General features: G+C 64.1%; 19 protein-coding genes and 1 tRNA gene. 7 read left to right on the forward strand and 13 right to left on the reverse strand.

Annotation, left to right across the window (positions count from 1 at the left end):
- Positions 1 to 246: 246 nt before the first annotated feature.
- The 5 genes from clpX to C7450_RS33905 all read right to left on the reverse strand — a co-directional run bounded on the left by clpX (position 247) and on the right by C7450_RS33905 (position 4,427).
- Positions 247 to 1,512, reverse strand: a complete 1,266-nt coding sequence (gene clpX, locus C7450_RS09250; protein ID WP_110374146.1) for an ATP-dependent Clp protease ATP-binding subunit ClpX — start codon at positions 1,510 to 1,512, stop codon at positions 247 to 249.
- Positions 1,513 to 1,752: 240 nt separating this feature from the next.
- Entirely contained in the window at positions 1,753 to 2,376 is a 624-nt protein-coding gene (locus C7450_RS09255; RefSeq protein WP_110374147.1) for an ATP-dependent Clp protease proteolytic subunit, read from the reverse strand.
- A gap of 179 nt (positions 2,377 to 2,555) precedes the next feature.
- A complete protein-coding gene (gene tig / locus C7450_RS09260) occupies positions 2,556 to 3,992 on the reverse strand; it encodes a trigger factor (protein WP_110374148.1) in 1,437 nt (478 codons plus the stop codon).
- Positions 3,993 to 4,070: 78 nt separating this feature from the next.
- Positions 4,071 to 4,155, reverse strand: a tRNA-Leu gene (locus tag C7450_RS09265).
- Positions 4,156 to 4,193: 38 nt separating this feature from the next.
- Entirely contained in the window at positions 4,194 to 4,427 is a 234-nt protein-coding gene (locus tag C7450_RS33905) for a hypothetical protein (RefSeq protein ID WP_170147156.1), read from the reverse strand.
- On the opposite strand from C7450_RS33905, the gene C7450_RS09270 reads away from it, so the two are divergent.
- Positions 4,427 to 5,899, forward strand: a complete 1,473-nt coding sequence (locus C7450_RS09270; protein ID WP_170147157.1) for a multicopper oxidase family protein — start codon at positions 4,427 to 4,429, stop codon at positions 5,897 to 5,899. The genes C7450_RS33905 and C7450_RS09270 overlap by 1 nt on opposite strands.
- 6 nt (positions 5,900 to 5,905) lie before the next feature.
- On the opposite strand, the gene C7450_RS09275 is transcribed toward C7450_RS09270, so the two are convergent.
- Positions 5,906 to 7,426, reverse strand: a complete 1,521-nt coding sequence (locus C7450_RS09275; RefSeq protein ID WP_110374150.1) for an NAD(P)H-hydrate dehydratase — start codon at positions 7,424 to 7,426, stop codon at positions 5,906 to 5,908.
- Between the two features lie 407 nt (positions 7,427 to 7,833).
- On the opposite strand from C7450_RS09275, the gene C7450_RS09280 reads away from it, so the two are divergent.
- From C7450_RS09280 to C7450_RS09295, 4 genes are all read left to right on the forward strand, one after another.
- Entirely contained in the window at positions 7,834 to 8,172 is a 339-nt protein-coding gene (locus C7450_RS09280) for a P-II family nitrogen regulator (protein ID WP_110374151.1), read from the forward strand.
- A gap of 66 nt (positions 8,173 to 8,238) precedes the next feature.
- Complete coding sequence (glnA, locus tag C7450_RS09285) at positions 8,239 to 9,648, forward strand: type I glutamate--ammonia ligase (protein WP_110374298.1); 1,410 nt, start codon at positions 8,239 to 8,241, stop codon at positions 9,646 to 9,648.
- Positions 9,649 to 9,797: 149 nt separating this feature from the next.
- The gene (locus C7450_RS09290) at positions 9,798 to 10,781 is read left to right on the forward strand and encodes a hypothetical protein (RefSeq protein ID WP_110374152.1); all 984 of its coding nucleotides are present in this window, start codon (positions 9,798 to 9,800) and stop codon (positions 10,779 to 10,781) included.
- 83 nt (positions 10,782 to 10,864) lie between these two features.
- Positions 10,865 to 11,404 (forward strand): MgtC/SapB family protein, encoded by a 540-nt coding sequence (locus C7450_RS09295; RefSeq protein WP_110374153.1) that lies wholly within the window; start codon positions 10,865 to 10,867, stop codon positions 11,402 to 11,404.
- A gap of 162 nt (positions 11,405 to 11,566) precedes the next feature.
- Here the strand turns inward: C7450_RS09295 and C7450_RS09300 are convergent, their stop codons facing one another.
- A complete protein-coding gene (locus C7450_RS09300; RefSeq protein ID WP_110374154.1) occupies positions 11,567 to 11,821 on the reverse strand; it encodes a hypothetical protein in 255 nt (84 codons plus the stop codon).
- A gap of 450 nt (positions 11,822 to 12,271) precedes the next feature.
- Between C7450_RS09300 and parE the strand changes: the two genes are divergently transcribed.
- Positions 12,272 to 14,335, forward strand: a complete 2,064-nt coding sequence (gene parE, locus C7450_RS09305; protein ID WP_110374155.1) for a DNA topoisomerase IV subunit B — start codon at positions 12,272 to 12,274, stop codon at positions 14,333 to 14,335.
- A 269-nt stretch (positions 14,336 to 14,604) separates the two neighbouring features.
- Positions 14,605 to 16,071 carry a DEAD/DEAH box helicase gene (locus tag C7450_RS09310; RefSeq protein WP_110374156.1) on the forward strand — a complete coding sequence of 489 codons (1,467 nt, stop codon included), beginning with the start codon at positions 14,605 to 14,607 and terminating at the stop codon, positions 16,069 to 16,071.
- Between the two features lie 362 nt (positions 16,072 to 16,433).
- Here the strand turns inward: C7450_RS09310 and C7450_RS09315 are convergent, their stop codons facing one another.
- The 6 genes from C7450_RS09315 to sufD all read right to left on the reverse strand — a co-directional run bounded on the left by C7450_RS09315 (position 16,434) and on the right by sufD (position 21,102).
- Positions 16,434 to 16,820 carry a TfoX/Sxy family protein gene (locus C7450_RS09315; RefSeq protein ID WP_110374157.1) on the reverse strand — a complete coding sequence of 129 codons (387 nt, stop codon included), beginning with the start codon at positions 16,818 to 16,820 and terminating at the stop codon, positions 16,434 to 16,436.
- 67 nt (positions 16,821 to 16,887) lie between these two features.
- Positions 16,888 to 17,277 carry a HesB/IscA family protein gene (locus tag C7450_RS09320; protein ID WP_110374158.1) on the reverse strand — a complete coding sequence of 130 codons (390 nt, stop codon included), beginning with the start codon at positions 17,275 to 17,277 and terminating at the stop codon, positions 16,888 to 16,890.
- 94 nt (positions 17,278 to 17,371) lie between these two features.
- Positions 17,372 to 17,794, reverse strand: a complete 423-nt coding sequence (locus C7450_RS09325; protein WP_110374159.1) for a VOC family protein — start codon at positions 17,792 to 17,794, stop codon at positions 17,372 to 17,374.
- 2 nt (positions 17,795 to 17,796) lie between these two features.
- Positions 17,797 to 18,117: an SUF system Fe-S cluster assembly protein gene (locus C7450_RS09330; protein WP_245449580.1), complete on the reverse strand. Its 321-nt coding sequence runs from the start codon at positions 18,115 to 18,117 to the stop codon at positions 17,797 to 17,799.
- Positions 18,118 to 18,420: 303 nt separating this feature from the next.
- Entirely contained in the window at positions 18,421 to 19,668 is a 1,248-nt protein-coding gene (locus C7450_RS09335) for a cysteine desulfurase (protein ID WP_110374299.1), read from the reverse strand.
- 114 nt (positions 19,669 to 19,782) lie between these two features.
- On the reverse strand, positions 19,783 to 21,102 hold the full coding sequence (gene sufD / locus C7450_RS09340) for a Fe-S cluster assembly protein SufD (protein WP_110374161.1): 1,320 nt from the start codon (positions 21,100 to 21,102) through the stop codon (positions 19,783 to 19,785).
- Positions 21,103 to 21,110: the final 8 nt, after the last annotated feature.

Below are 21,110 nucleotides of genomic sequence, written 5' to 3' on the forward strand. Positions count from 1 at the left end.
ACCACGCGTCCGTCCGCGCCAGCCTGCCATCATAAACGCCAACAGCGCACCGAGTGTCCATCAGAAATGGAGATTCACCCGGTCTGCTGTGCGAACCAATCCACGGGAAACATCGCCAGACACCCGGAAAGCGAGGTGATGGCTGTTGAGTGAAATCATGGCTGCGAGGGCCAAGCCTTCATGGCGCTTCGATCACATCGTTGCCCATCACCCGGGTCGACCCGACCCGGGCAATCCAGCCAAATCTTACGCACTGGCGCTCGTCTCAGCGGCACGATCCGCATAGATAAACAGCGGCTTGGCCTTGCCTTCGATCACTTCCGGTCCAATGACGATCTGCTCCACGCCCTCAAGGCCCGGAAGCTCGTACATGGTCTCGAGCAGAATGCCTTCCATGATCGAACGAAGACCGCGCGCGCCCGTCCTGCGCTCGATCGCCTTGCGGGCGATCAGGGTCAGCGCCTCTTCATGGAAGGTGAGCTCGGTCTCCTCCATGTCGAACAGGCGCTGGTATTGCTTCACCAGAGCGTTCTTGGGCTCCTGGAGAATACGCTTGAGCGCGTTCTCGTCGAGATCCTCCAGCGTCGCGATGACCGGAAGACGGCCGACGAACTCGGGGATCAAGCCGAACTTCAACAGATCCTCGGGCTCGACCTCGCGGAACACCTCACCTGTCCGCCGGTCGTCCGGCGCCTGGACATGGGCACCGAAGCCGATCGACGTCCCCTTTCCGCGTCCCATAATGATACGCTCGAGACCTGCGAAGGCACCGCCGCATATGAACAGGATGTTGGTAGTATCGACCTGCAGGAACTCCTGCTGCGGATGCTTGCGTCCACCCTGGGGCGGGACGCTGGCAACCGTGCCTTCCATAATCTTCAGAAGCGCCTGCTGGACGCCCTCACCCGAGACGTCACGGGTGATGGAAGGGTTGTCGGACTTGCGCGAGATCTTGTCGATTTCGTCGATATAGACGATGCCGCGCTGCGCGCGCTCGACATTGTAGTCCGACGCCTGCAGGAGCTTGAGAATGATGTTCTCGACATCCTCGCCGACATAGCCGGCCTCGGTCAGCGTCGTCGCATCCGCCATGGTGAAGGGCACGTCGAGGATGCGCGCCAGCGTCTGGGCCAGCAGCGTCTTTCCCGAACCAGTGGGTCCGACGAGCAGGATGTTCGACTTGGCGAGTTCCACGTCGTTGTGCTTGGTCGCATGCGCCAACCGCTTGTAGTGGTTGTGCACCGCCACCGACAGCACCTTCTTGGCATGGTCCTGATCGATGACATAGTCATCGAGGACCTTGCGGATTTCCTTCGGGGTCGGCACGCCGTCGCGGGACTTCACGAGCGACGATTTTGACTCCTCGCGGATGATGTCCATGCACAGTTCGACGCATTCATCGCAGATGAATACCGTCGGTCCGGCGATCAGTTTGCGGACCTCGTGCTGGCTCTTGCCGCAGAACGAGCAGTAGAGCGTGCTCTTGGAGTCGCTACCGCCTGTCTTGCTCATGGTCCGTCTCCACTCTGTACCGCCGGGGCACAGGACGCCGGCGTCATCAAGCATTCATATAGGCCCGGATCTAAAAAAAGGTAATGCCCTATCGCTGCACCACCGAAATCGACCGGGCCGCACCTAGTCCAAAGCACATGCAAACATGGGGCCGCCGCGCGATCAATAGGCGGCGGACACCTTGCCGCATATCCCACATCGCAAAGTCGGGGAGCGCCTGCGGTCGCCGGAAGGCCGAAATCAGGCGTCGGCATCCGCCCGCTTCACCGGCACCTGATCGATCAAACCGAACTCCCGCGCAGCGTCGGCGGTCATGAAATTGTCACGCTCAAGCGCCTGCTCGATGGCGGCGATATCCCGCCCCGTGTGCTTCACGTAAATTTCATTGAGACGGCGACGCAGGGCTTCGATCTCGCGGGCATGGATCAGGATATCAGTCGCCTGCCCCTGAAAACCGCCGGATGGCTGATGCACCATGATTCGCGCGTTCGGAAGCGCAAAGCGCTGACCGGGCTCTCCGGCCGCCAGCAGCAGCGATCCCATCGACGCAGCCTGGCCGACGCACAGCGTCGAAACGGGACAGCGGATGAACTGCATCGTGTCATAGATGGACAGCCCCGAGGTCACCACGCCGCCGGGCGAGTTGATGTAGAAGGAGATTTCCTTCTTCGGGTTGTCACCTTCCAGGAACAGGAGCTGCGCGACGATCAGCGATGCTGAATAATCCTCGACCGGGCCGGTGAGGAAAATGATCCGCTCGCGCAGAAGCCGGGAGTAGATGTCGAACGCGCGTTCGCCGCGGTTCGATTGCTCGACAACCATAGGCACGAGCGTGTTGTTGTAGACCTCAAACGGATCCCGCATAGCAGATCAGTCTCCTTGATCGCCGGATTATCCCACGGCGATCATTAACAGGTGTCGTAGAGAGCGGCACGGGCCTTGGGCGATCGCGCCGGACATATGCCGTCGCCATCGTCGGTTGGCCGGTTCACCCCGGCCAACACGAGATAGGCTTTCCGGCAGGATCCGCAAGCCGGTGCGGATCAGGCGCCATCCTTCTTCTTGGCACGCGACGCCTTCTTCGGAGCGGCCTTGCCGTCCTCCTTCGCGTCCTTCTCGTCCTTGCCGCCGGCCTCGCTCTCGTCATCGGCGAAAAGCGCCTCGCGGGACACGACGTTGTCCGTCACCGAAACCTGTGTCAGGACGTGATCGACAACCTTCTCCTCGAAGATCGGCGCACGCACTTCCGCCAAAGCCTGCGGGTTCTTGCGGTAGTAGTCCCACACCAGCTTCTCCTGGCCGGGGAACTGGCGCGCGCGCTCCACGACGGCCTGGGTGACCTCATCGTCGGTGACCTTCACCGCAGCCTGCTCGCCGATCTCAGCCAGCACAAGGCCGAGGCGTACGCGGCGTTCGGCGATGCGCTGGTATTCCGCCTTCGCCTCTTCCTCGGTCGTTTCCTCGTCCGCGAAGGTGCGGCCCGTCTGCTTCATGTCGTTCTCGACCTGGCGCCATACGCCGGCGAACTCCTGTTCGACGAGGCTGGGCGGCAGTTCGAAATCATATTTCGTGTCGAGCGCGTCGAGCAGGACCTTCTTCACCTTGCGGCGAGACTGCGCCGCATAGTCCCGCTCGATGCTCGCGCGGACGGCTTCCTTGAGCTTGTCGAGGCTCTCGAGGCCGAAGCCCTTCGCGAAATCCTCGTCCACGGTCACCTCGGCGGCCGCGGCCACCTCCTTCACCTTGACGGCGAAGCTCGCGGACTTGCCGGCCAGCTGCTTGGCCGGATACTCCTCGGGGAAGGTCGCGTTCACAGTCACGTCATCGCCCGCCTTGGCGCCGATGAGCTGCTCCTCGAAGCCCGGGATGAACCCGCCCGAGCCGATCTCGACCTGGACGCCCTCGCTGGTGCCGCCTTCGAACGCCTCGCCGTCGATGGTGCCGACGAAATCGATCGTCACGCGATCGCCGCTGGCGGCGGCTTCGTCTTCAGGCTTGGCGGCAAAGGTGCGGTTCTGGCGCGCCATGCGCGTCAGCGCCTCGTCGACCTCCGCATCCGTCACCTCGGCCGTCTCACGCGTGATCGCGACGTCGGACAGGTCCTTGAGCTGGAAGGCCGGCAGGATCTCGAGCGCGACGGTGTAAGCCAGGTCGCCCTTGGCCTCCATCACCGCTTCGACTTCCGCCTGGTCCTCGGACAAGGTCACCTTCGGCTCGTTGGCGAGCTTGAGGGCATTGTCCTCGATGATCTTGCGGTTGGCTTCGTTGACGGTGTTCTGCACAACGTCCGCCATCACCTGGCGGCCGTAGAGCTTGCGCAGGTGCGCCATCGGGACCTTGCCTGGACGGAAGCCGTTGATGCGGACTTTGTCCTTCAGGCCGGTCAGCTCACCTGCCAGCTTGGTCTCCAGCTCGGCGGCCGGAACCACCACCTTGAACTCGCGTTTCAGACCATCGGCCCGGGTTTGCGTCGCCTGCATTGTCACAGCTTCTCGAAAATTCGTGTGCTTCTGATGGCCCCTCGGGATAGGCAATGACACGGGGAGCGATGTGGCCTTTGGTGCGGGCGAAGGGACTCGAACCCCCACGACTTTCGTCACTGGAACCTAAATCCAGCGCGTCTACCAGTTCCGCCACGCCCGCGCGGGCCCCGCAGCATGCCTGCCCTTCAGGACGCGGCTCTATATCATGACAAAGGCCCCTTGCAGCAAAAAAATGTCATCGCTTTGTCCGCCAAGGGCTTTTGCTGCGGCCGCCTGCACGCATGCCGACGGCCCGAACAGTGGAATGCGGGGGAAAACCCTGCCATTCTCAAGCAGTTCGTCAATCTTTGTGGCTGATGGTGCGCATCCCTTCGGGTGAAGCTTGGAAATTTCCGATGTCGGCAGATCCATCAGAATCGGCACACGCGCCATTGTCACCCCTCTCGGCTCCAGGACTGTCCCGGCGGCGCGTCGTCCAGGGCGGGCTGGTCGCGACCCTCCTGGCGCACGTCGCCGCGCATGTCGCCGGCGCCCGTGCGGAGGATGCGGGCGAAACGTCCCGCCCCGTTTCGCTGCCCACGCCAGCCGCGGCCGAGCCCCCCCAGCTGACGTCCGCGCCGGTGAGCGGCGCGCAGCACCTGCGCGCGGCGGAGGCATCCTGGCCGCTCAAGCCGTCGGGTGACGCGACCCGGCTGTGGTGCTTCGAGGAGACGTCGCCCGGGCCCCTCCTCCGCGTGAGGAAAGGCGAGGAACTCGCCGTGATGCTCGAGAACGGAATTTCTCAACCCATCACGCTGCATTGGCATGGCTTGCGCCTCCCGAACCGGCTCGATGGCGTCGGCGGCTTGACCGAGGAACCGCTCGCGCCCGGCGCAAGCCGTGAGATCCGCTTCGCGCCGCGGGACGCCGGAACCTATTGGTACCGCTCCATGGTTCCGGCCCTGGCTGCCGAGCAGACCGAACGCGGCCTCTATGGGGTCCTCGTGGTCGAAGAGGACGAGCCCCCGCCGGTCGACGCCGATCTTGTCATCGTGCTCGATGACTGGGCGCTGGCCGACGATGGCCAGATCGCGCCGGGTTTTGGCACAGCCGAAGACATCGGCGCGGTGGGCCGGCTCGGCAACTGGCTCACGGTGAACAGCGAGCCTCCGCCGGAGAGCTTCTCGGTCGCCCCCGGCGGCCGTGTGCGCCTCCGTCTCCTCAACGCGGCGAATGCCCGCCCGATCAGCCTGCGCTTCGACCAGCTTGCGGTCGAGGTCATCGCGCTCGACGGCCAGCCGGCGGAGCCCTTCACGCCGGCCCGCAACAGCCTCGCGCTCCTGCCGGGCAACCGGGCGGATCTGATCATCACCTGCGCCCCGGAGGCGGGCGTGTCGGGCCATGTGGTGGCGCTTCTCGGCCCAGGCCTGCCGCTTCTCACCATCAAAACCGACGGCGCGCCCGCGCCTTCCGCCAACGCGGCTGACATCAAACCGCCGGGAAACGGCCTGCCCGAGACGATCGATCTGGCGGCCGCGCTGCGGGTCGATGTCGTCCTGCAAGGCGGCCTTCCCCCCAATACACCACCCCCGGTCGATGTGTCCCGGATCTGGCGCATCAACGGGGTCGCCTTCACGGATGCGGTTGCGCCGCTCTTCTCCGCCGGCCAGGGCAAGCCCGTCGTCTTGAGCCTCGTCAACAAGACCGAGATGCTGCAGGCGCTCCATCTGCATGGCCACACCGCGCGCCTCCTTCATGCGCTCGATGATGGCTGGGAGCCCTATTGGCAGGACACCATCGCGGTTCCGGCCGGGCGCACCGTGCGCATCGCCTTCATCACCGAAGGCGCGGGCCAATGGATGATCAGTTCCGCGATCCTCGACCGCCTTAGCGGCGGTATGGCGACCTGGTTTACCGTGACCTGAGCCCCCTCACCGGCCGCCGTGCTCCAGGAGGCGTTTCAGCACGCCCGGCAAGGCTTCCGGCAGGTCCTCGGCGATCAGGCCCGGGCCGAGCGCTCGGGCGGCCGCGCCGTGCAGCCACACACCCGCGGCAGCGGCCTCGTGGCCTGGCATGCCCTGGGCCAGAAGCCCCGTGATGAAGCCCGCGAGCACATCGCCCGTGCCGGCTGTCGCCAGCCACGGCGTGCCATTGTCGTTGATGAAGGCCCGTCCATCCGGCGCGGCGATGACGGTGTCGGCCCCTTTCAGGACGACGACCGCACCACTGTGCTGCGCCGCGGCGACAGCACGCAACAGCTTCGACGGCGCTTCAATGATTTCCGGTATGTTCTTAAACAGACGGGAAAATTCACCCTCGTGCGGCGTCAGGATGGTGGGCGCGGCATTGGCGCGGACAAGCGCCGACAGGGCGGGGAGGCCGCCCGGGCCGTCGCCGGCGAAACTCGTGAGGCCATCGGCATCGACGACGAGGGCGCGGCCAGCTTCCGACGCAACGGCGATCAGCCCGCGCGTGGCCTCGCCGACGCCTGCGCCCGGCCCGATCACCAGCGCGTTGAAACGGGCATCGCCCAGCAGGGCCTTGAGACCGTCCGGCCCGTCCACGGACCGCACCATGATCGCGGTGAGATGGGCGGCATTCACCGCCAGCGCCGCGGGAGGCGAGGCGACGGTGACAAGCCCGGCCCCGACGCGCAGGGCAGCCCGCGCGGCGAGCCGTGCGGCGCCGGTGGCGGCAAGGCCCCCGGACACGGCAACCGCATGCCCCCGTCCGTATTTGTTCCCCGCAGCCTCCGGCCGGCGATAGGCCCGCAGCCAAACACCCGGCGCATTGACGGCATAGGGCAAAGCGAGACCCGTGATGATCTCGTCGCTGATCCCGATCGCGGCAACCGTCACCGTCCCGCAGTTGAGGCGGCCCGGCAGGAGAAGGTGGCCGGGCTTGCGCCGCGCGAAGGTCACCGTCTCATCCGCCATGATGGCGACACCACGCACGGCGCCGCTGTCGCCATCGATGCCCGAGGGAATGTCGGCCGACACCACATGAAGCTTCGTGTGGGTCTTCGCCGCATTGATGGCCACGATCGCCGCCGCCGCGTCGCCATCGAGATCGCGCGACAGGCCGGTGCCGAACAACGCGTCGATGACAAGGGCTGCGCTCGTGAGATCCAGCGCGGCCAGGGGATTGACCTTACCCTTCCACTGGCCCGCCGCCCAGGCCGCATCGCCGCGGAGCGCCTCGACCGGGCCCAGGAGATAGAGCGCGACCCGGTAGCCTTCCTCATCCAGGATCCGCGCGGCCACGAAGCCGTCGCCGCCGTTGTTACCGGGGCCGCAGACCACGGCCACGCGCTGCCCTTTGGGCGCGCATTCGGCAGCCCGATGAGCGACCGCCCGCCCTGCGCGCTCCATCAGCTCCCAGCCGGGTATGCCGCCAGCGATCGCGCGCTGATCAGCCTGGCGCGCAGCAGCGTTGGTCAGGATCTCATACATCGGGCCCTCGCATCTCATCCTCGCATCACACGCTCGCCAGCGTCAGTGTCATCCGATCGTCTGATCACCGATCGCGAAGGCCTGCACCCTCGCCGACGCCGCTCCCATGGGCAAATCAAATAGACCAATCCCATGGCCAATCCCCATGGCCAATCCCATGGCCAATCACATGGCCAATCACATGGCCAATCCCTTAGGCAGTATTCGCGTGGTTTTTCAGTCTCACGACAGCAAGGGATCAAAATGTCACCATATGCATATTTTTTAATCTTATCGCTGATTAAAATTGCGGCAGCCTGAAGCCCCTTCTTCCAACTTCGACATGGCCGCCACCGTCCCATTGATGCTAAGAGCCGTTTGGTCACGTTCGGCGTCAGAAGCTGGGCAGCACAGGGAGGCCACGACGGATGAAGAGAATTGATGCGATCATCAAGCCCTTCAAGCTCGACGAGGTGAAGGAAGCGCTGCAGGATCTTGGCTTGCAGGGCATCACCGTCATAGAGGCCAAGGGCTTCGGCCGACAGAAGGGTCATACGGAACTCTACCGTGGCGCCGAGTATGTCGTTGATTTTCTGCCCAAAGTGAAAATCGAGATTGTCCTTGCCGACGATATGGTCGATCGGGCCGTTGAAGCGATCCGCAAGGCCGCGCAAACCGGCCGCATCGGAGATGGCAAGATTTTTGTATCCAGCGTCGAGGAGGCAATTCGCATCCGAACGGGGGAAACCGGTCTCGACGCGATTTGATCTGAAGCAACCTGCGAGCGCCGCGAGCGCGGGTTATTGACGTTTGTGCAACACGAGGAACGAATGATGAAGAGCGCCCAGGACGTGCTGAAGGCGATCAAAGAGCAGGATATCAAGTACGTCGACTTCCGCTTCACCGACCCGCGCGGCAAGTGGCAGCACGTCACCTTCGACGTGTCGATGATCGACGAGGATATCTTCGCCGAAGGCACCATGTTCGACGGTTCCTCGATCGCCGGTTGGAAGGCCATCAACGAGTCGGACATGCTCCTCATGCCCGATCCCTCCACGGCCCAACTCGACCCGTTCTTCGCGGCTCCCACGCTGTCGATCGTCTGCGACATCCTGGAACCCACCACGGGTGAATCCTACAGCCGCGACCCGCGCGGCATCGCCAAGAAGGCCGAGGCCTTCCTGCAGTCGACCAAGATCGGCGACACGATCTTCGTTGGCCCGGAAGCCGAATTCTTCGTCTTCGACGACGTGCGCTTTTCGTCGACACCCTACAACACCGGCTTCAAGCTGGACGCCACCGAGCTGCCTTCGAACGGCGACACGGAGTATGAAGGTGGCAACATGGGCCACCGCATCCCCGTGAAGGGCGGCTACTTCCCGGTTCCCCCGCTCGACAGCGCCCAGGATATGCGCGGCGAGATGCTCGCCGCGATGGCCTCCATGGGCGTGAAGGTCGAAAAGCACCACCATGAGGTGGCCTCTGCACAGCACGAACTCGGCATGAAGTTCGACACGCTGACGCACATGGGCGACCAGATGCAGATCTATAAATACTGCATCCACAACGTCGCGGCGAGCTACGGCAAGTCGGCCACCTTCATGCCGAAGCCCGTCTATGGCGACAACGGCTCGGGCATGCACGTCCACCAGTCGATCTGGAAGGATGGCAAGCCGGTCTTCGCCGGCAACAAATATGCCGACTTGAGCCAGGAATGCCTGTGGTACATCGGCGGCATCATCAAGCACGCCAAGGCCATCAACGCCTTCACCAACCCGTCGACGAACTCCTACAAGCGTCTCGTCCCGGGCTTCGAAGCGCCGGTGCTGCTCGCCTATTCCTCACGCAACCGTTCGGCGTCCTGCCGTATCCCGTGGACCGCGTCGCCCAAGGCCAAGCGCGTCGAGATCCGCTTCCCCGATCCGACCGCGAACCCCTACCTCGGCTTCGCGGCCCTGCTGATGGCCGGCCTTGACGGCATCATCAACAAGATCGATCCGGGCGCGGCGATGGACAAGGACCTCTACGACCTGCCGCCGCGTGAACTGAAGAAGATCCCGACCGTGTCGGCCAGCCTGCGCGAAGCGCTTGGCCACGTCGACAAGGACCGCGCCTTCCTGAAGGCCGGCGGCGTCTTCACGGACGACTTCATCGACTCCTATATCGAGCTCAAGATGCAGGACGTGATTCGCTTCGAGCACACGCCGCATCCTGTCGAGTTCGACATGTATTACAGCGTCTGATCACGGCCGACGGCGGCGAGGCACCTTCCCGCCGTCGCTCTGCAGATCGCGAAGGCCGGAGCTCGCTCCGGCCTTTTTGCATCCACTGCAACGTTTATGGTTGACCCTGCAACCGGGCGTCTCTAGTGCGCTCCTATGCGGGAGGAACCATGCTGAAGCGCATTCTTCGATCGATCGGCTGGCTGGTCGGGGCGGGAGCTGCCGATCATTTTGCCACGCGCGGGGAGACCCGGGATCTGGTGGCGCGAATCGCGCGGATCGAGCAGCATCTCGATCGCCTCGCGCAGCTCAGCGTGACCCAGGCGGAACAGGCGCAGGCGCAGAGGTTCCTGCAGGAAAAGACCTGCGCGGAGCTCGCCTATCTCAACGGCCTCATGCGTGTCGTCTCCGCCGACGTGGTGAATGCCAGCGCCGGGCATCCGCTCCTCGGTGCGAAGACAAATCTATTCTCGCAGAATTATGAGGACGCCATCATATCTGCCATTTTTGGGCGGATAGGTTCTGGCCAGAAGCGCTTTCTAGAGGTCGGCGTCGGCGACGGCACGGAAAACAATACCCGCCTCCTGCTCGAGCTCGGCTGGCGCGGCGCCTGGGTGGAATGTGATCCGGCAGCGGTCGCGGCCATCAAGCATCGGCTCGCGGACTATCTCGCCGATGGCCGGCTCGTCCTGATCGAGGAAGCGGTCACGGCGGAGACCATCAACGACGTGGTCGCGCGCTGCGGCTTGTCCGGCGAGATCGACTTTCTGTCGCTCGACATCGACATGAACACGTCCCACGTATGGCGCGCGCTGTCGCTCAAGGCCCGGGTGGCGTGCCTCGAATACAACGCGAGCTTTCCCCCGGAGGTTGAATTCGAGGTTGCCTATGACCCTCAGGCGGCCTGGCAGGGATCAAGCTATTTCGGCGCCTCCCTGCTCTCCCTCGACACGATCGCCAGGCAGAAGACCATGGCGCTCGTGGGATGCGACCTCATGGGCATCAACGCCTTCTTCGTCCGCCAGGACCTCGCCGAGGCTCATTTTGCCGGCCCGCATACGCCGGCGGCCCATTATCAGCCGCCGCGCTATGCCCTCGCCGGCGCCCGCGGACATCCGCGCGCGGCAGGCCGGTTCGCCCGCGCCGGCGCATAGACAGACGCGGTGGCGGGTGCCGCCATCATCGCGGAACATTTCGCAGGGTCGCGCTTTAGGGTTTGGACACCCGGGACACGACCATGCACCCAGATAGTCTCGACCAGTTCCTGCGCCTAGGCGCCGCGACACTCATCGGCATGATCATCGGCCTCAACCGGGATCTCGAGAACAAGCCGACCGGCGTGCGAACTTTGGGCCTCGTCGGGCTCGCCACGGCCCTCGTGACAGTCGGTACGCTTGAATTCGAACCGTTGGGGGACGATCCCGATGCGCTGAGCCGCGTCGTGCAGGGGCTCATTCAGGGCATCCTGACCGGTATCGGCTTCATCGGCGCGGGCGCGATCCTGCGTGATCGAGACAGTGGCGACATCCACGGCTTGACGACAGCCGCTTCCGTTTGGGTCACAGCCGCGGCCGGGATCGTTTGCGGCCTCGGCAACTGGCCTCTGGTGGTCACCGCTGTCGTCGTCGCGATGGCGCTCTTGATCTCCGGTCACGCCATCGAGGCGACGGTCGGGTATTGTCTGAGCAGGCTGACAGCGCGCCCGCGTCAGGAAGGCGAGCAGGCCGCGTCGGAAGGGGACGCCGACCCCGATGACCGCAAGAAGAGCGATCACTGAACGGGCCGATGCGAGCGGCAACTTGGCGCGATCGCCTGAGGCGCGGCGGCCGGCTGGCCTTTGCGACGAAAACCGAACCCGGAGAGCCCGAAGCCAAGCTCCTGCTGCGGCCTGATCTGGCGGCACTTTGAGCCGGAGACCACGCCGAAATTCCAGCAAGTCCTAGAAAAACAGCAGCAGGGCTGTTGCGGCGCAGGCACTGGCCGAAAGCCAGGCCCAGAGTGCGAAGAGTTCGACGCCGAACTCCCGGGCGGGCCTATGAAGTTTGATATCGCGAGCGGCATCGTCGGACCAGGCAATGGCGCGTAGGCGCACCCCATCGCGCCCGGCCTTTTCTCCGATAGTGCGCGTCGAATTCATCATGACGGACGAAAGCACGGTCTTGACCTCCTTGATCGTGCCAATCTGCTCGTGCACGGTTAACGCAATGCTACTCTGACGATTTTGTTACTGAGCCCGGATCGGCCGCCTGCGTCCTCGCAGACGCCGCGAAGAGCATCGCAAATCGCCGCAAATTGTTGTTTTTCTCCTTCCTTCCATTGCGTCTGAGGAAATATGCGGCCAAGCGACCGTGACCGCTGTGCGTTCCATCACACAGGTGGCGACAGCATCAGTTCCGGCATCGGGGCCAGACGTATTGCCCGGGATGCTTATCATGGGGCGCGAATCACCGCGGCCGCGGAAAATGGCCCGGAAAGACTTGACAGAAGGCCCGATGGCGGTTTGTTTCCTGTCTGTTCTCATCGCGTGCTATGAGGATTAGTGGATAAGTCTTCCAGGGGCGGTTGGCCGCAGCGCGGGCCTTCATGGGCTTGTGCGACAATTGACAACCTGATGTGGCGACGAACGGGAGTGCAGAGAGCGACAATGGCAGAGCCAACAGATCTTTTCGGCGGTCGGGACGGCAGTGCGCAGCGCAAGACCGTCGCGAAACAACCGAAAGCGACGGGCCTGCCGCAAGCTGCCGCGCTTTCCCCTGCCCCGACCCCTGGCGAGGGTGGCTATACCGCGGCCTCGATCGAGGTCCTGGAAGGGCTGGAGCCGGTGCGCCGGCGGCCCGGCATGTATATCGGCGGCACCGATGAGAAGGCGCTCCACCACCTCTTCGCCGAGGTGATCGACAATGCGATGGACGAGGCTGTCGCAGGTCACGCCACCTTCATCGAGGTGGAGCTCTCAGACAACGGCGAACTGCGCGTCACCGACAACGGCCGCGGCATCCCGATCGATCCGCATCCGAAATTCCCTGAGAAATCCGCCCTCGAAGTGATCATGACGACCCTGCACGCGGGCGGAAAGTTCGATTCGAAGGTCTATGAGACCTCGGGCGGCTTGCATGGCGTCGGCATCTCGGTCGTCAACGCCTTGTCCGAGCGGCTGGAGGTCGAGGTCGCGCGCAGCAAGACGCTCTACCGGCAGGTCTTTTCGCGAGGCCTCCCGCTGACCACGATCGAGACCGTGGGGCCGGTCGCGAATCGGCGCGGCACGACCGTGCGTTTCAAGCCGGATCCCGAGATCTTCGGCCCTCATGCGCGCTTCGACCCGCGCCGCCTGTTCAAGATGGCGCGTTCCAAGGCCTATCTGTTCGGTGGCGTCGAGATTCGCTGGTCATGCGCGCCGGCCCTTGTCGCCGATATCTCCACGGTGCCGGCCGAAGCCGTCTTCCGTTTCCCGGGCGGCCTCAAGGATTACCTGGCGCGTGAGATCGACGGCATGGACACCGTCGCCGACCAGATCTTTTCCGGCAAGATCACCAAGCTGGGCGGCCATGGTTCGCTGGAATGGGCCGTTGCCTGGCTCAGCCAGGAGGATGGCTTCATCTCCTCCTACTGCAACACGATTCCGACCGGCGAAGGCGGCACCCACGAGAACGGTCTCCGCGCCGCCCTGCTGCGCGGCCTGCGCGACCATGCCGAACGTGTCGGCCAGGCGAAGCGCGCCGCCCAGATGACGGCGGATGACGTCGTCATGGGCTGCGCGGCGATGCTGTCGGTGTTCATCCGCGAGCCCGAGTTCCAGGGCCAGACCAAGGACAAGCTCGCGACGGTCGAAGCCGCGCGCATTGTCGAGACGGCCGTGCGGGACGCTTTCGATCACTGGCTCGCGGCCGCCCCCCAGCAGGCGACGAAACTGCTCGATTGGGCCATCGAACGCGCCGAGGAGCGGTTGCGCCGCCGCGCGGAAAAGGAAGTCGCTCGCAAGTCGGCGACCCGCAAGCTGCGGCTGCCGGGCAAGCTCGCCGATTGCAGCAATGCAGGCGCGGCCGGCTCCGAGCTGTTCATCGTCGAGGGTGATTCGGCCGGCGGCAGCGCCAAGCAGGCGCGCAACCGGGCGACACAGGCCATCCTCCCCCTGCGCGGCAAGATCCTCAACGTCGCCTCGGCGGGGCGCGAGAAGCTCGCGCAAAACCAGCAGCTGGCCGATCTTCTGCTGGCGCTCGGCTGCGGATCCGGCTCGCACTATCGCCACGACGACCTGCGCTACGAGAAGGTCATCGTGATGACGGATGCGGACGTCGACGGGGCGCATATCGCCTCGCTCCTCATCACTTTCTTCTGGCGGCAGACACCGCGGCTCATCGACGAGGGGCATCTCTATCTCGCGGTCCCGCCCCTCTACCGTCTGTCCCAGGGCGGAAAGACCGTCTATGCGCGCGACGATTCCCATCGCCAGGAGTTGATGAACACCGTCTTCAAGGGCAAGGGCAAGGTCGAGGTCGGGCGCTTCAAGGGCCTCGGCGAAATGATGCCGGCGCAATTGAAGGAAACCACCATGGATCCGAAGAAGCGCATGTTGCTGCGCGTGTCCGTCGCCCATGACGACCGCCCGGAAACGTCGGACGTGGTTGAGCGGCTGATGGGCAACAAGCCCGAGGCACGCTTCGCCTTCATCCAGGAGCGGGCCGCCTTCGCGACGGAACTCGACATCTGAGGCGTGGTGTCGCGCGCCTGTGCTGGCGGCTAACAATCACTGGAAATGACGGCTTTTTGCCCTAGCGGAACCGAGGCGGCCGCGCTTGGGCGCTATTTGCCGCCATTTGGCTTTCCATTTGTCAAGTCCATCCGTTGACTTTGGTCACGATCGCCCTATGTTCGCGCAGATTGCCATCGTCGGACAAAGCTTTGCGGACGATGGCGTCAGCCGCGTCCTCAGCCACGTGTCATCCTGGCGCGAGCGGGCGCCACGACATACGGACCACGATGTCATTTTCCGATCTTGGCCTCAGTGACAAGGTGCAGCAAGCTGTCGCTGCTGCTGGTTACACGACGCCGACACCTATTCAGGAACAAGCGATCCCGCACGCGCTTCAGCGTCGGGACGTTCTCGGTATCGCGCAGACAGGCACCGGCAAGACGGCCGCCTTCACCCTGCCCATGCTTACGCTGCTGGAGAGCGGCCGGGCCCGGGCGCGGATGCCGCGCACGCTCATCCTCGAACCGACGCGCGAACTGGCCGCGCAGGTGGAGGAGAGCTTCATCAAATACGGCGTGAACCACAAACTTAATGTGGCGCTGATCATCGGCGGCGTGTCGTTCGGCGATCAGGACGCGAAACTGACCCGCGGCGTCGATGTGCTCATCGCCACCCCGGGGCGCCTGCTCGATCATTTCGAACGCGGCAAGCTTCTGCTTACGGGTATCGAGGTGCTCGTGATCGACGAAGCGGATCGCATGCTCGACATGGGATTCATCCCGGATATCGAGCGCATCTGCCGGATGGTGCCGTTCACCCGCCAGACGCTGTTCTTTTCAGCGACGATGCCACCGGAAATCCAGCGCCTCGTCGACACCTTCCTGCATAATCCGGTCAAGATCGAGGTTGCGCGTCAGTCATCGACGGCCAGCACCATCACGCAGCGTCTCGTCGCCTCCGGCCGGGAACCGCACGACAAGCGCGAGGTGCTGCGGCGCCTCATTCGCGACGCGACCGACCTGAAAAACGCGATCATCTTCTGCAATCGCAAGCGCGATGTCGCGGTCGTGCACCGCTCGCTTGAACGCCATGGCTTCAGCGTGGTCGCGCTGCACGGCGACATGGACCAACGGTCACGCACCCAGGCGCTGGATCGCTTCCGCGCCAACGACGTGCAGCTGCTGGTGGCGAGCGACGTCGCCGCGCGCGGGCTCGATATTCCCGATGTCAGCCACGTCTTCAATTTCGACGTGCCGCATCATCCGGAAGACTATGTGCATCGCATCGGTCGCACCGGGCGGGCTGGACGCTCGGGCTATACGGCGATGATCGTGACATCGGCGGATGTGCGCGCGCTGGCCGCCATCGAGGGCATGACCGGCCAGCCGATCGCCTGGGAAGGCGAGCCTCTGGATCCCAATGCGGTGGAGGAAGAGCCCCGGCGCGGCGGGCGTGGCGGCGATCGCCGCTCCCGCGACGGACGCGGCCGCAGTGGCGAGTCGGGCAGCCGGGAGCGCGGACGCGGGCGCAGCGCCGAAAGCGCGAAGCCGGCAGATGTCGCGCCCCATCCTCTGCCGAAGCAACCGGCGAAGCCTGCCTTGGAAAAAGCCGCGTCAGGCAAGCATGAGCGCAGCCATGGACGCGGTGGCCGCCATGATGACGACGGGCCAAATTTCGTCGGCTTTGGTGAGCATGTGCCGGCCTTCGTCCTGCAGGCGGTCCGGCTGCCGAAAAAGGTGACCGCCGAGGAATAGGCACAGGGGGGGCCGATAGGGCAAGTCCGTCTGTTGCGGACTTGCATAGCTTGGGCAAGCCCCCGGCCATGAGACTTGAAGGCAAAGTCAGCCCGGGAATCTCTGTGTCATCCCCGGCGGGTTGCTGCGCAGCCCGCCGGGGATGACACGAGCCGAGAACGGATCAACGGATCCTCTTACCTGCTTGTCGATTGGTCCTAGTGGTTCGACTCCGACATTTGCATCCGCCCGATAGCACCCTCGGAGCAAATGTCGGAGTCAAGAAAACCACTAGCAAGTTACTGGTTCTAGTGGAGCTTTTGAATTTGACATTTGATCTGGAGCTTGATGTCAGGCGGGACTCAAATGTCAAATTCGCTCCACTAGTTCTTGCGCGTCGCAGCCCCAGCCTTCGGTTTCAGCTTCGGTTTCATGCCGCGTTGCATTTTGGCCTGTTGCGCGCGCCTCGCTGCAGCAAAGGCAAGCTCCGCCCAGCGGGCGGCCTCGGCCGGATCGTCGAGAGCCGCGTCCGGCAGGCTCCAGAACGACATCACCACCGTCCGTCCGCCCTGCCGCGCATAGGCGAAGGGCCGCGCGCCGGCGCCCTCGAACAGGCTCTTGCTGCTGTCGTCCGCCTTCAGGAAGATCGTCCCGTCGACTTCCAGCGCGAACATGAGCGTATCGCGGTAGACGCCGTGGCCGCCGAACATCCGCTTGACCCGCACGGGGCCGAACGCCTGGAAGATATCGACGAGATCAGCGACGTCCATGGCAGAAGTATGCTTGGAATAAGGGAGGTTAGAGCCCAGATCTGATGTACTCAGACCGAAACGCACTCTAACCCGCGGCGCCCGCCAAGGCCTCAGAGCGAGCCGGCGTAATGGCCACCGATTCGCCGCAGCCGCAGGCCGACGTCTGGTTGGGGTTGTTGAAGACAAAGCCGGAACTCAGCTTGTCGGTCTTGAAATCCATCACCGTACCGAGCAGGAAGAGCACCGCGCTCGGTTCGATCGCGATCGTGACGCCCTTGTCTTCGACGACATCCTCGCCTGGCTTGAGCGCTTCGGCATAGTCCATGGTGTATTCCATGCCGGCGCAGCCCCCTTTCTTGACGCCGATGCGCAGGGCGACAGCTGGCGGGTTAGTCTTGGCCATCAAGTGCTTAACACGCGCAGCTGCAGCATCGGTCAAGCTCATGACGGAAAGCTTCGGGCGGGATACACCCATGGCACCACTCCTCACGCAGGGTTCAAAGCCCTGGGATTATCTCATTCAATCATAAAGATAGGCATTGCGGCCCTCAAGGTCGAGAGGCTCGGCCTCAATAGGTTGCCCAGATGCCGGGTGTCGCCAATTCGAGCAAATGCCCGTCCGGATCGCGCAGGTAGATGCTGCGACCACCCTTCGGCCATTCGGTGCGTCCCTCGATCGGGATATGCGCTGCCGCCAGCCGCTCTTCCCAGGGCGCGAGGTCCGCCGCGGCCACGGCGAAGGCGATATGCAGCGGGCCATGGCCGTCGTGGGGTGGAATGGTGCCGCCGGGCAGCGTCACCGTGTCGAGGGTGGAGCCGCGCTTGAAAATGAGCAACACACTCGCCTGCCCCACATCGAAAGCGCAGAACCGCGAATCGCGCGTGAGTGTCGTGAGACCCAGCACATCGCGATAGAACCGTGCGGCGCGCTCAAGATCATCCACATAGAGCGCCGTCTCGAGAATGCGGCCAAGCTTCGGGGTGACAGACATCGCTACCACATGTCGAGGGCGACGCGCGCCTCGTCGGACATCCGGCTCTGATCCCACGGCGGGTCAAAGACCATGTTCACGGTCACGCCCTGCACACCGCCAACGGCCATGACCGCATTCTCGACCCAGCCCGGCATTTCGCCGGCGACGGGGCAACCCGGCGCGGTCAGGGTCATATCGATGGTCACATGCCGGTCATCGCCGATGTCGACGCGATAGATCAGGCCGAGTTCGTAGATGTCAGCCGGAATTTCCGGATCATAGACGGTCTTGAGGGCCGCGACGATCTCATCGCCAAGGCGCTCAACTTCCCCTTCCGGCAGGGCTGATGGAGAAGCCGTGGCGGCGTCGGGGGTTTCTTCCTCAACCGGCTTTGCGGGCGACTGGGTCAACGGTCCATCCTTTTACGCGCAAACGGTCACTTCAATCGACGAAGATCGCTTCACAGTCCCGATGTAGGCGCTCTCGCGCATCGGTTCAATCGGATATGCGAGAAGGGAAAGCCACTTCCGCATCCGCCCTTTCCTGACACCCCTCAGAAAAGCCACGCGGCCTTTTACGGAGGATCACGCGGTCGGGTGATGCCCAAAGACCTCGCTGCCGCGCCTGAGCGGGACAGGGCTTCCCTAGTCGAGGAAGAGGTGCTCGGCCTTGGTGAGGGCCTCGACGAAGGCGTCGATCTCCGCAATCGTGTTGTACAGCGCGAACGAGGCCCTGCAGGTCGACGTCGTGCCGAAGCGGGCCAGCAGCGGCTGGGCGCAATGGGTGCCGGCGCGGACGGCGATGCCGGAACGATCGATGATCGTCGCCACGTCGTGGGCATGGGCCCCCTTCATCTCGAAGGAGACGATCGCTCCCTTGGACTGCGCCTTGCCGATGATGCGGATCGAGTTCAGGCCCGCGAGCCTCTTATGCGCATAGTCGCGCAGCTCGTCCTCATGGTTGAGGATGGCGCCGCGGCCAATGGACTCGATATAGCGAACCGCCGCGCCAAGCCCGATCGCTTCCACGATGGGCGGTGTGCCGGCTTCGAAGCGGTGCGGAGGCGAGTTGTAAGTGACACGGTCCAGGGTCACCTCCTCGATCATCTCCCCGCCGCCGTTGAACGGCGGCAGCTTCTCCAGCCATTCGCGCTTGCCGTAGAGCACACCGATGCCTGTCGGGCCATAGACCTTGTGACCGGTGAAGACATAGAAATCCGCGTCGAGCTCGCGTACGTCGACCGGGAGATGCACGGCGCCCTGGCTGCCGTCCACCATCACCGGAATACCGCGCGCATGGGCGAGCCGCACGATCTCCTTGATCGGCATGACCGTGCCCAGCACGTTCGACATATGGGTGATCGCCACGATCTTGGTGCGCGGCGTCAGCAGCTTCTCGAACTCCTCGATCAGGAAGTTGCCGTCGTCGTCGACCGGAGCCCATTTGAGGACGGCGCCATTGCGCTCGCGCAGGAAATGCCAGGGCACGATATTGGAATGATGCTCCGCAATCGATACGACGATCTCGTCGCCGGGGCCGACCTCGGCAAGCCGGCCGAAGCTCGATGCAACGAGGTTGATCGATTCCGTAGCAGAGCGGGTGAAGATGATCTCGTCGGTGCTCTCCGCATTGACGAAGGCGCGGACAGCCTCGCGCGCGTCCTCGAAGGCTTCCGTCGCGGCATTGGCGAGATAGTGCAGGCCACGGTGCACATTCGCGTAGCCGCTTTCCATGCAGTTGACCATGGCGTCGATCACCGCCCGCGGCTTCTGGGCCGACGCAGCGCTGTCGAGATAGATCAGCGGCTTGCCATAGACCTCGGTCGCGAGGATGGGAAAGTCGCGGCGGATCGCCGCGACGTCATAGGTATTGTTGGCAACGGCGATATTCATGGCCTTCGCCTCGTCTTCCTTGCTCAGGCGGCGCACCGGTCAGAGTGGCACATGATTGTCCCACTCCGCAGCCTGCTCCGGATCGCCGGAAAAGGCCGCCGCATACCAGCCGGATTATCCGGCACGTCCGGCAAGCCAGCTTGCCACCATGTCCGTCAGCTCTTCCCGCACGTCCTCGAGGGCTATCGGCTCGAGGGCCTCGCCCAAGAAGGCCTGAACGAGAAGGGCCTCTGCTTCCGGTCGTGGCAAGCCGCGTGCCATGAGATAGAAAAGCAGCTCGTCATCGAGTTGCCCACAGGTGGCGCCGTGGGCACAAACCACGTCGTCAGCGAAAATTTCCAGCTCCGGCTTGTTGTTCATGGCCGCGCCCTCGGAAAGGAGGAGCGCCGCGGACATCATCTGGCCATCCGTCTTCTGCGCATGTTGCCTGACGATGATCTTACCCTGGAAGACCCCCGTGGCCTCGCCGTCGACCACGGTCTTGAAGAGCTCCCGGCTCTGACAACCGGGCACCCTATGATCCACCACCAGGGTCGTATCGGCAAGGCTCTTGCCAGCAAGCATTGTCGCACCGCCGATGGTGGCGACGCTGCGCTCGCCGGCGAAGGCCAGAAACACCTGGTGCCGCGACACATGTCCTCCGGCGACGACGCCCGTCGACGCAAATTTTGCATCGGCGCCCAGCGTCACCATCAGCGTCGACAGCGCGAGCGCACGATCACCCTCGGCATTCAACCGGATATGGGCGATATCGACCGAGGAACCCGCGACGATCTCCACCACGCTGTTGCTGTGATAGCCCACGCCGCCCGGCCCTTCATGGCTCTCCACGAGCGTCAGGGCGGCGCCGTCGCCCATCGCGAGCACCACGCGCGGCGAGGTCGCGAAAGCCTTCGTGCCTGTGTTGATGAAACGCAGCACCAGTGGCTCTTCGAGCGTGACGCCATCGGCAACCGCGATGATCGCGCCGTCGGCCACGAAGGCCGAATTGAGCGCGACCGCGGCATTGTCCCGCGCGACCTCGGGACCGCCCATCCTGGCAAGAAGCGGGTGTCCGTTGGTCAAGGCCTCGGCCAGCGGCGTCACCTCGACGCCCTCGGGGATCGCCTCGGTGGTCACGAGATGGCCGTTGACGAAGGTAACGCGCGCGCCGGAAACAGCCGCAAACGCCTTGGATTTGGCGATGGCCGGATCCGTCTCCGCAAGGTGCGGGCGCGCGGCCAGCGGCGGCGCCTCCTGCATCAGGTTGCGCAGATCCGTGTATTTCCAGTCCTCGACGCGCCGATGCGGCAGGCCCGCCGCCTCGATCACCGCGAAGGCTTCATCGCGATGCTTCAGCGTGGCCTTTGTGCCCGGCAAGGTGTTCCTGACGACCTTGTAGAGATCTATCAGGCCCGCCTCGGCCGGCGTACGAATGGGGGTGATGACTGACATGGCCTTCC

The sequence above is a fragment of the Chelatococcus asaccharovorans genome, from assembly GCF_003201475.1.
Classification (GTDB): Bacteria; Pseudomonadota; Alphaproteobacteria; order Rhizobiales; family Beijerinckiaceae; genus Chelatococcus; species Chelatococcus asaccharovorans.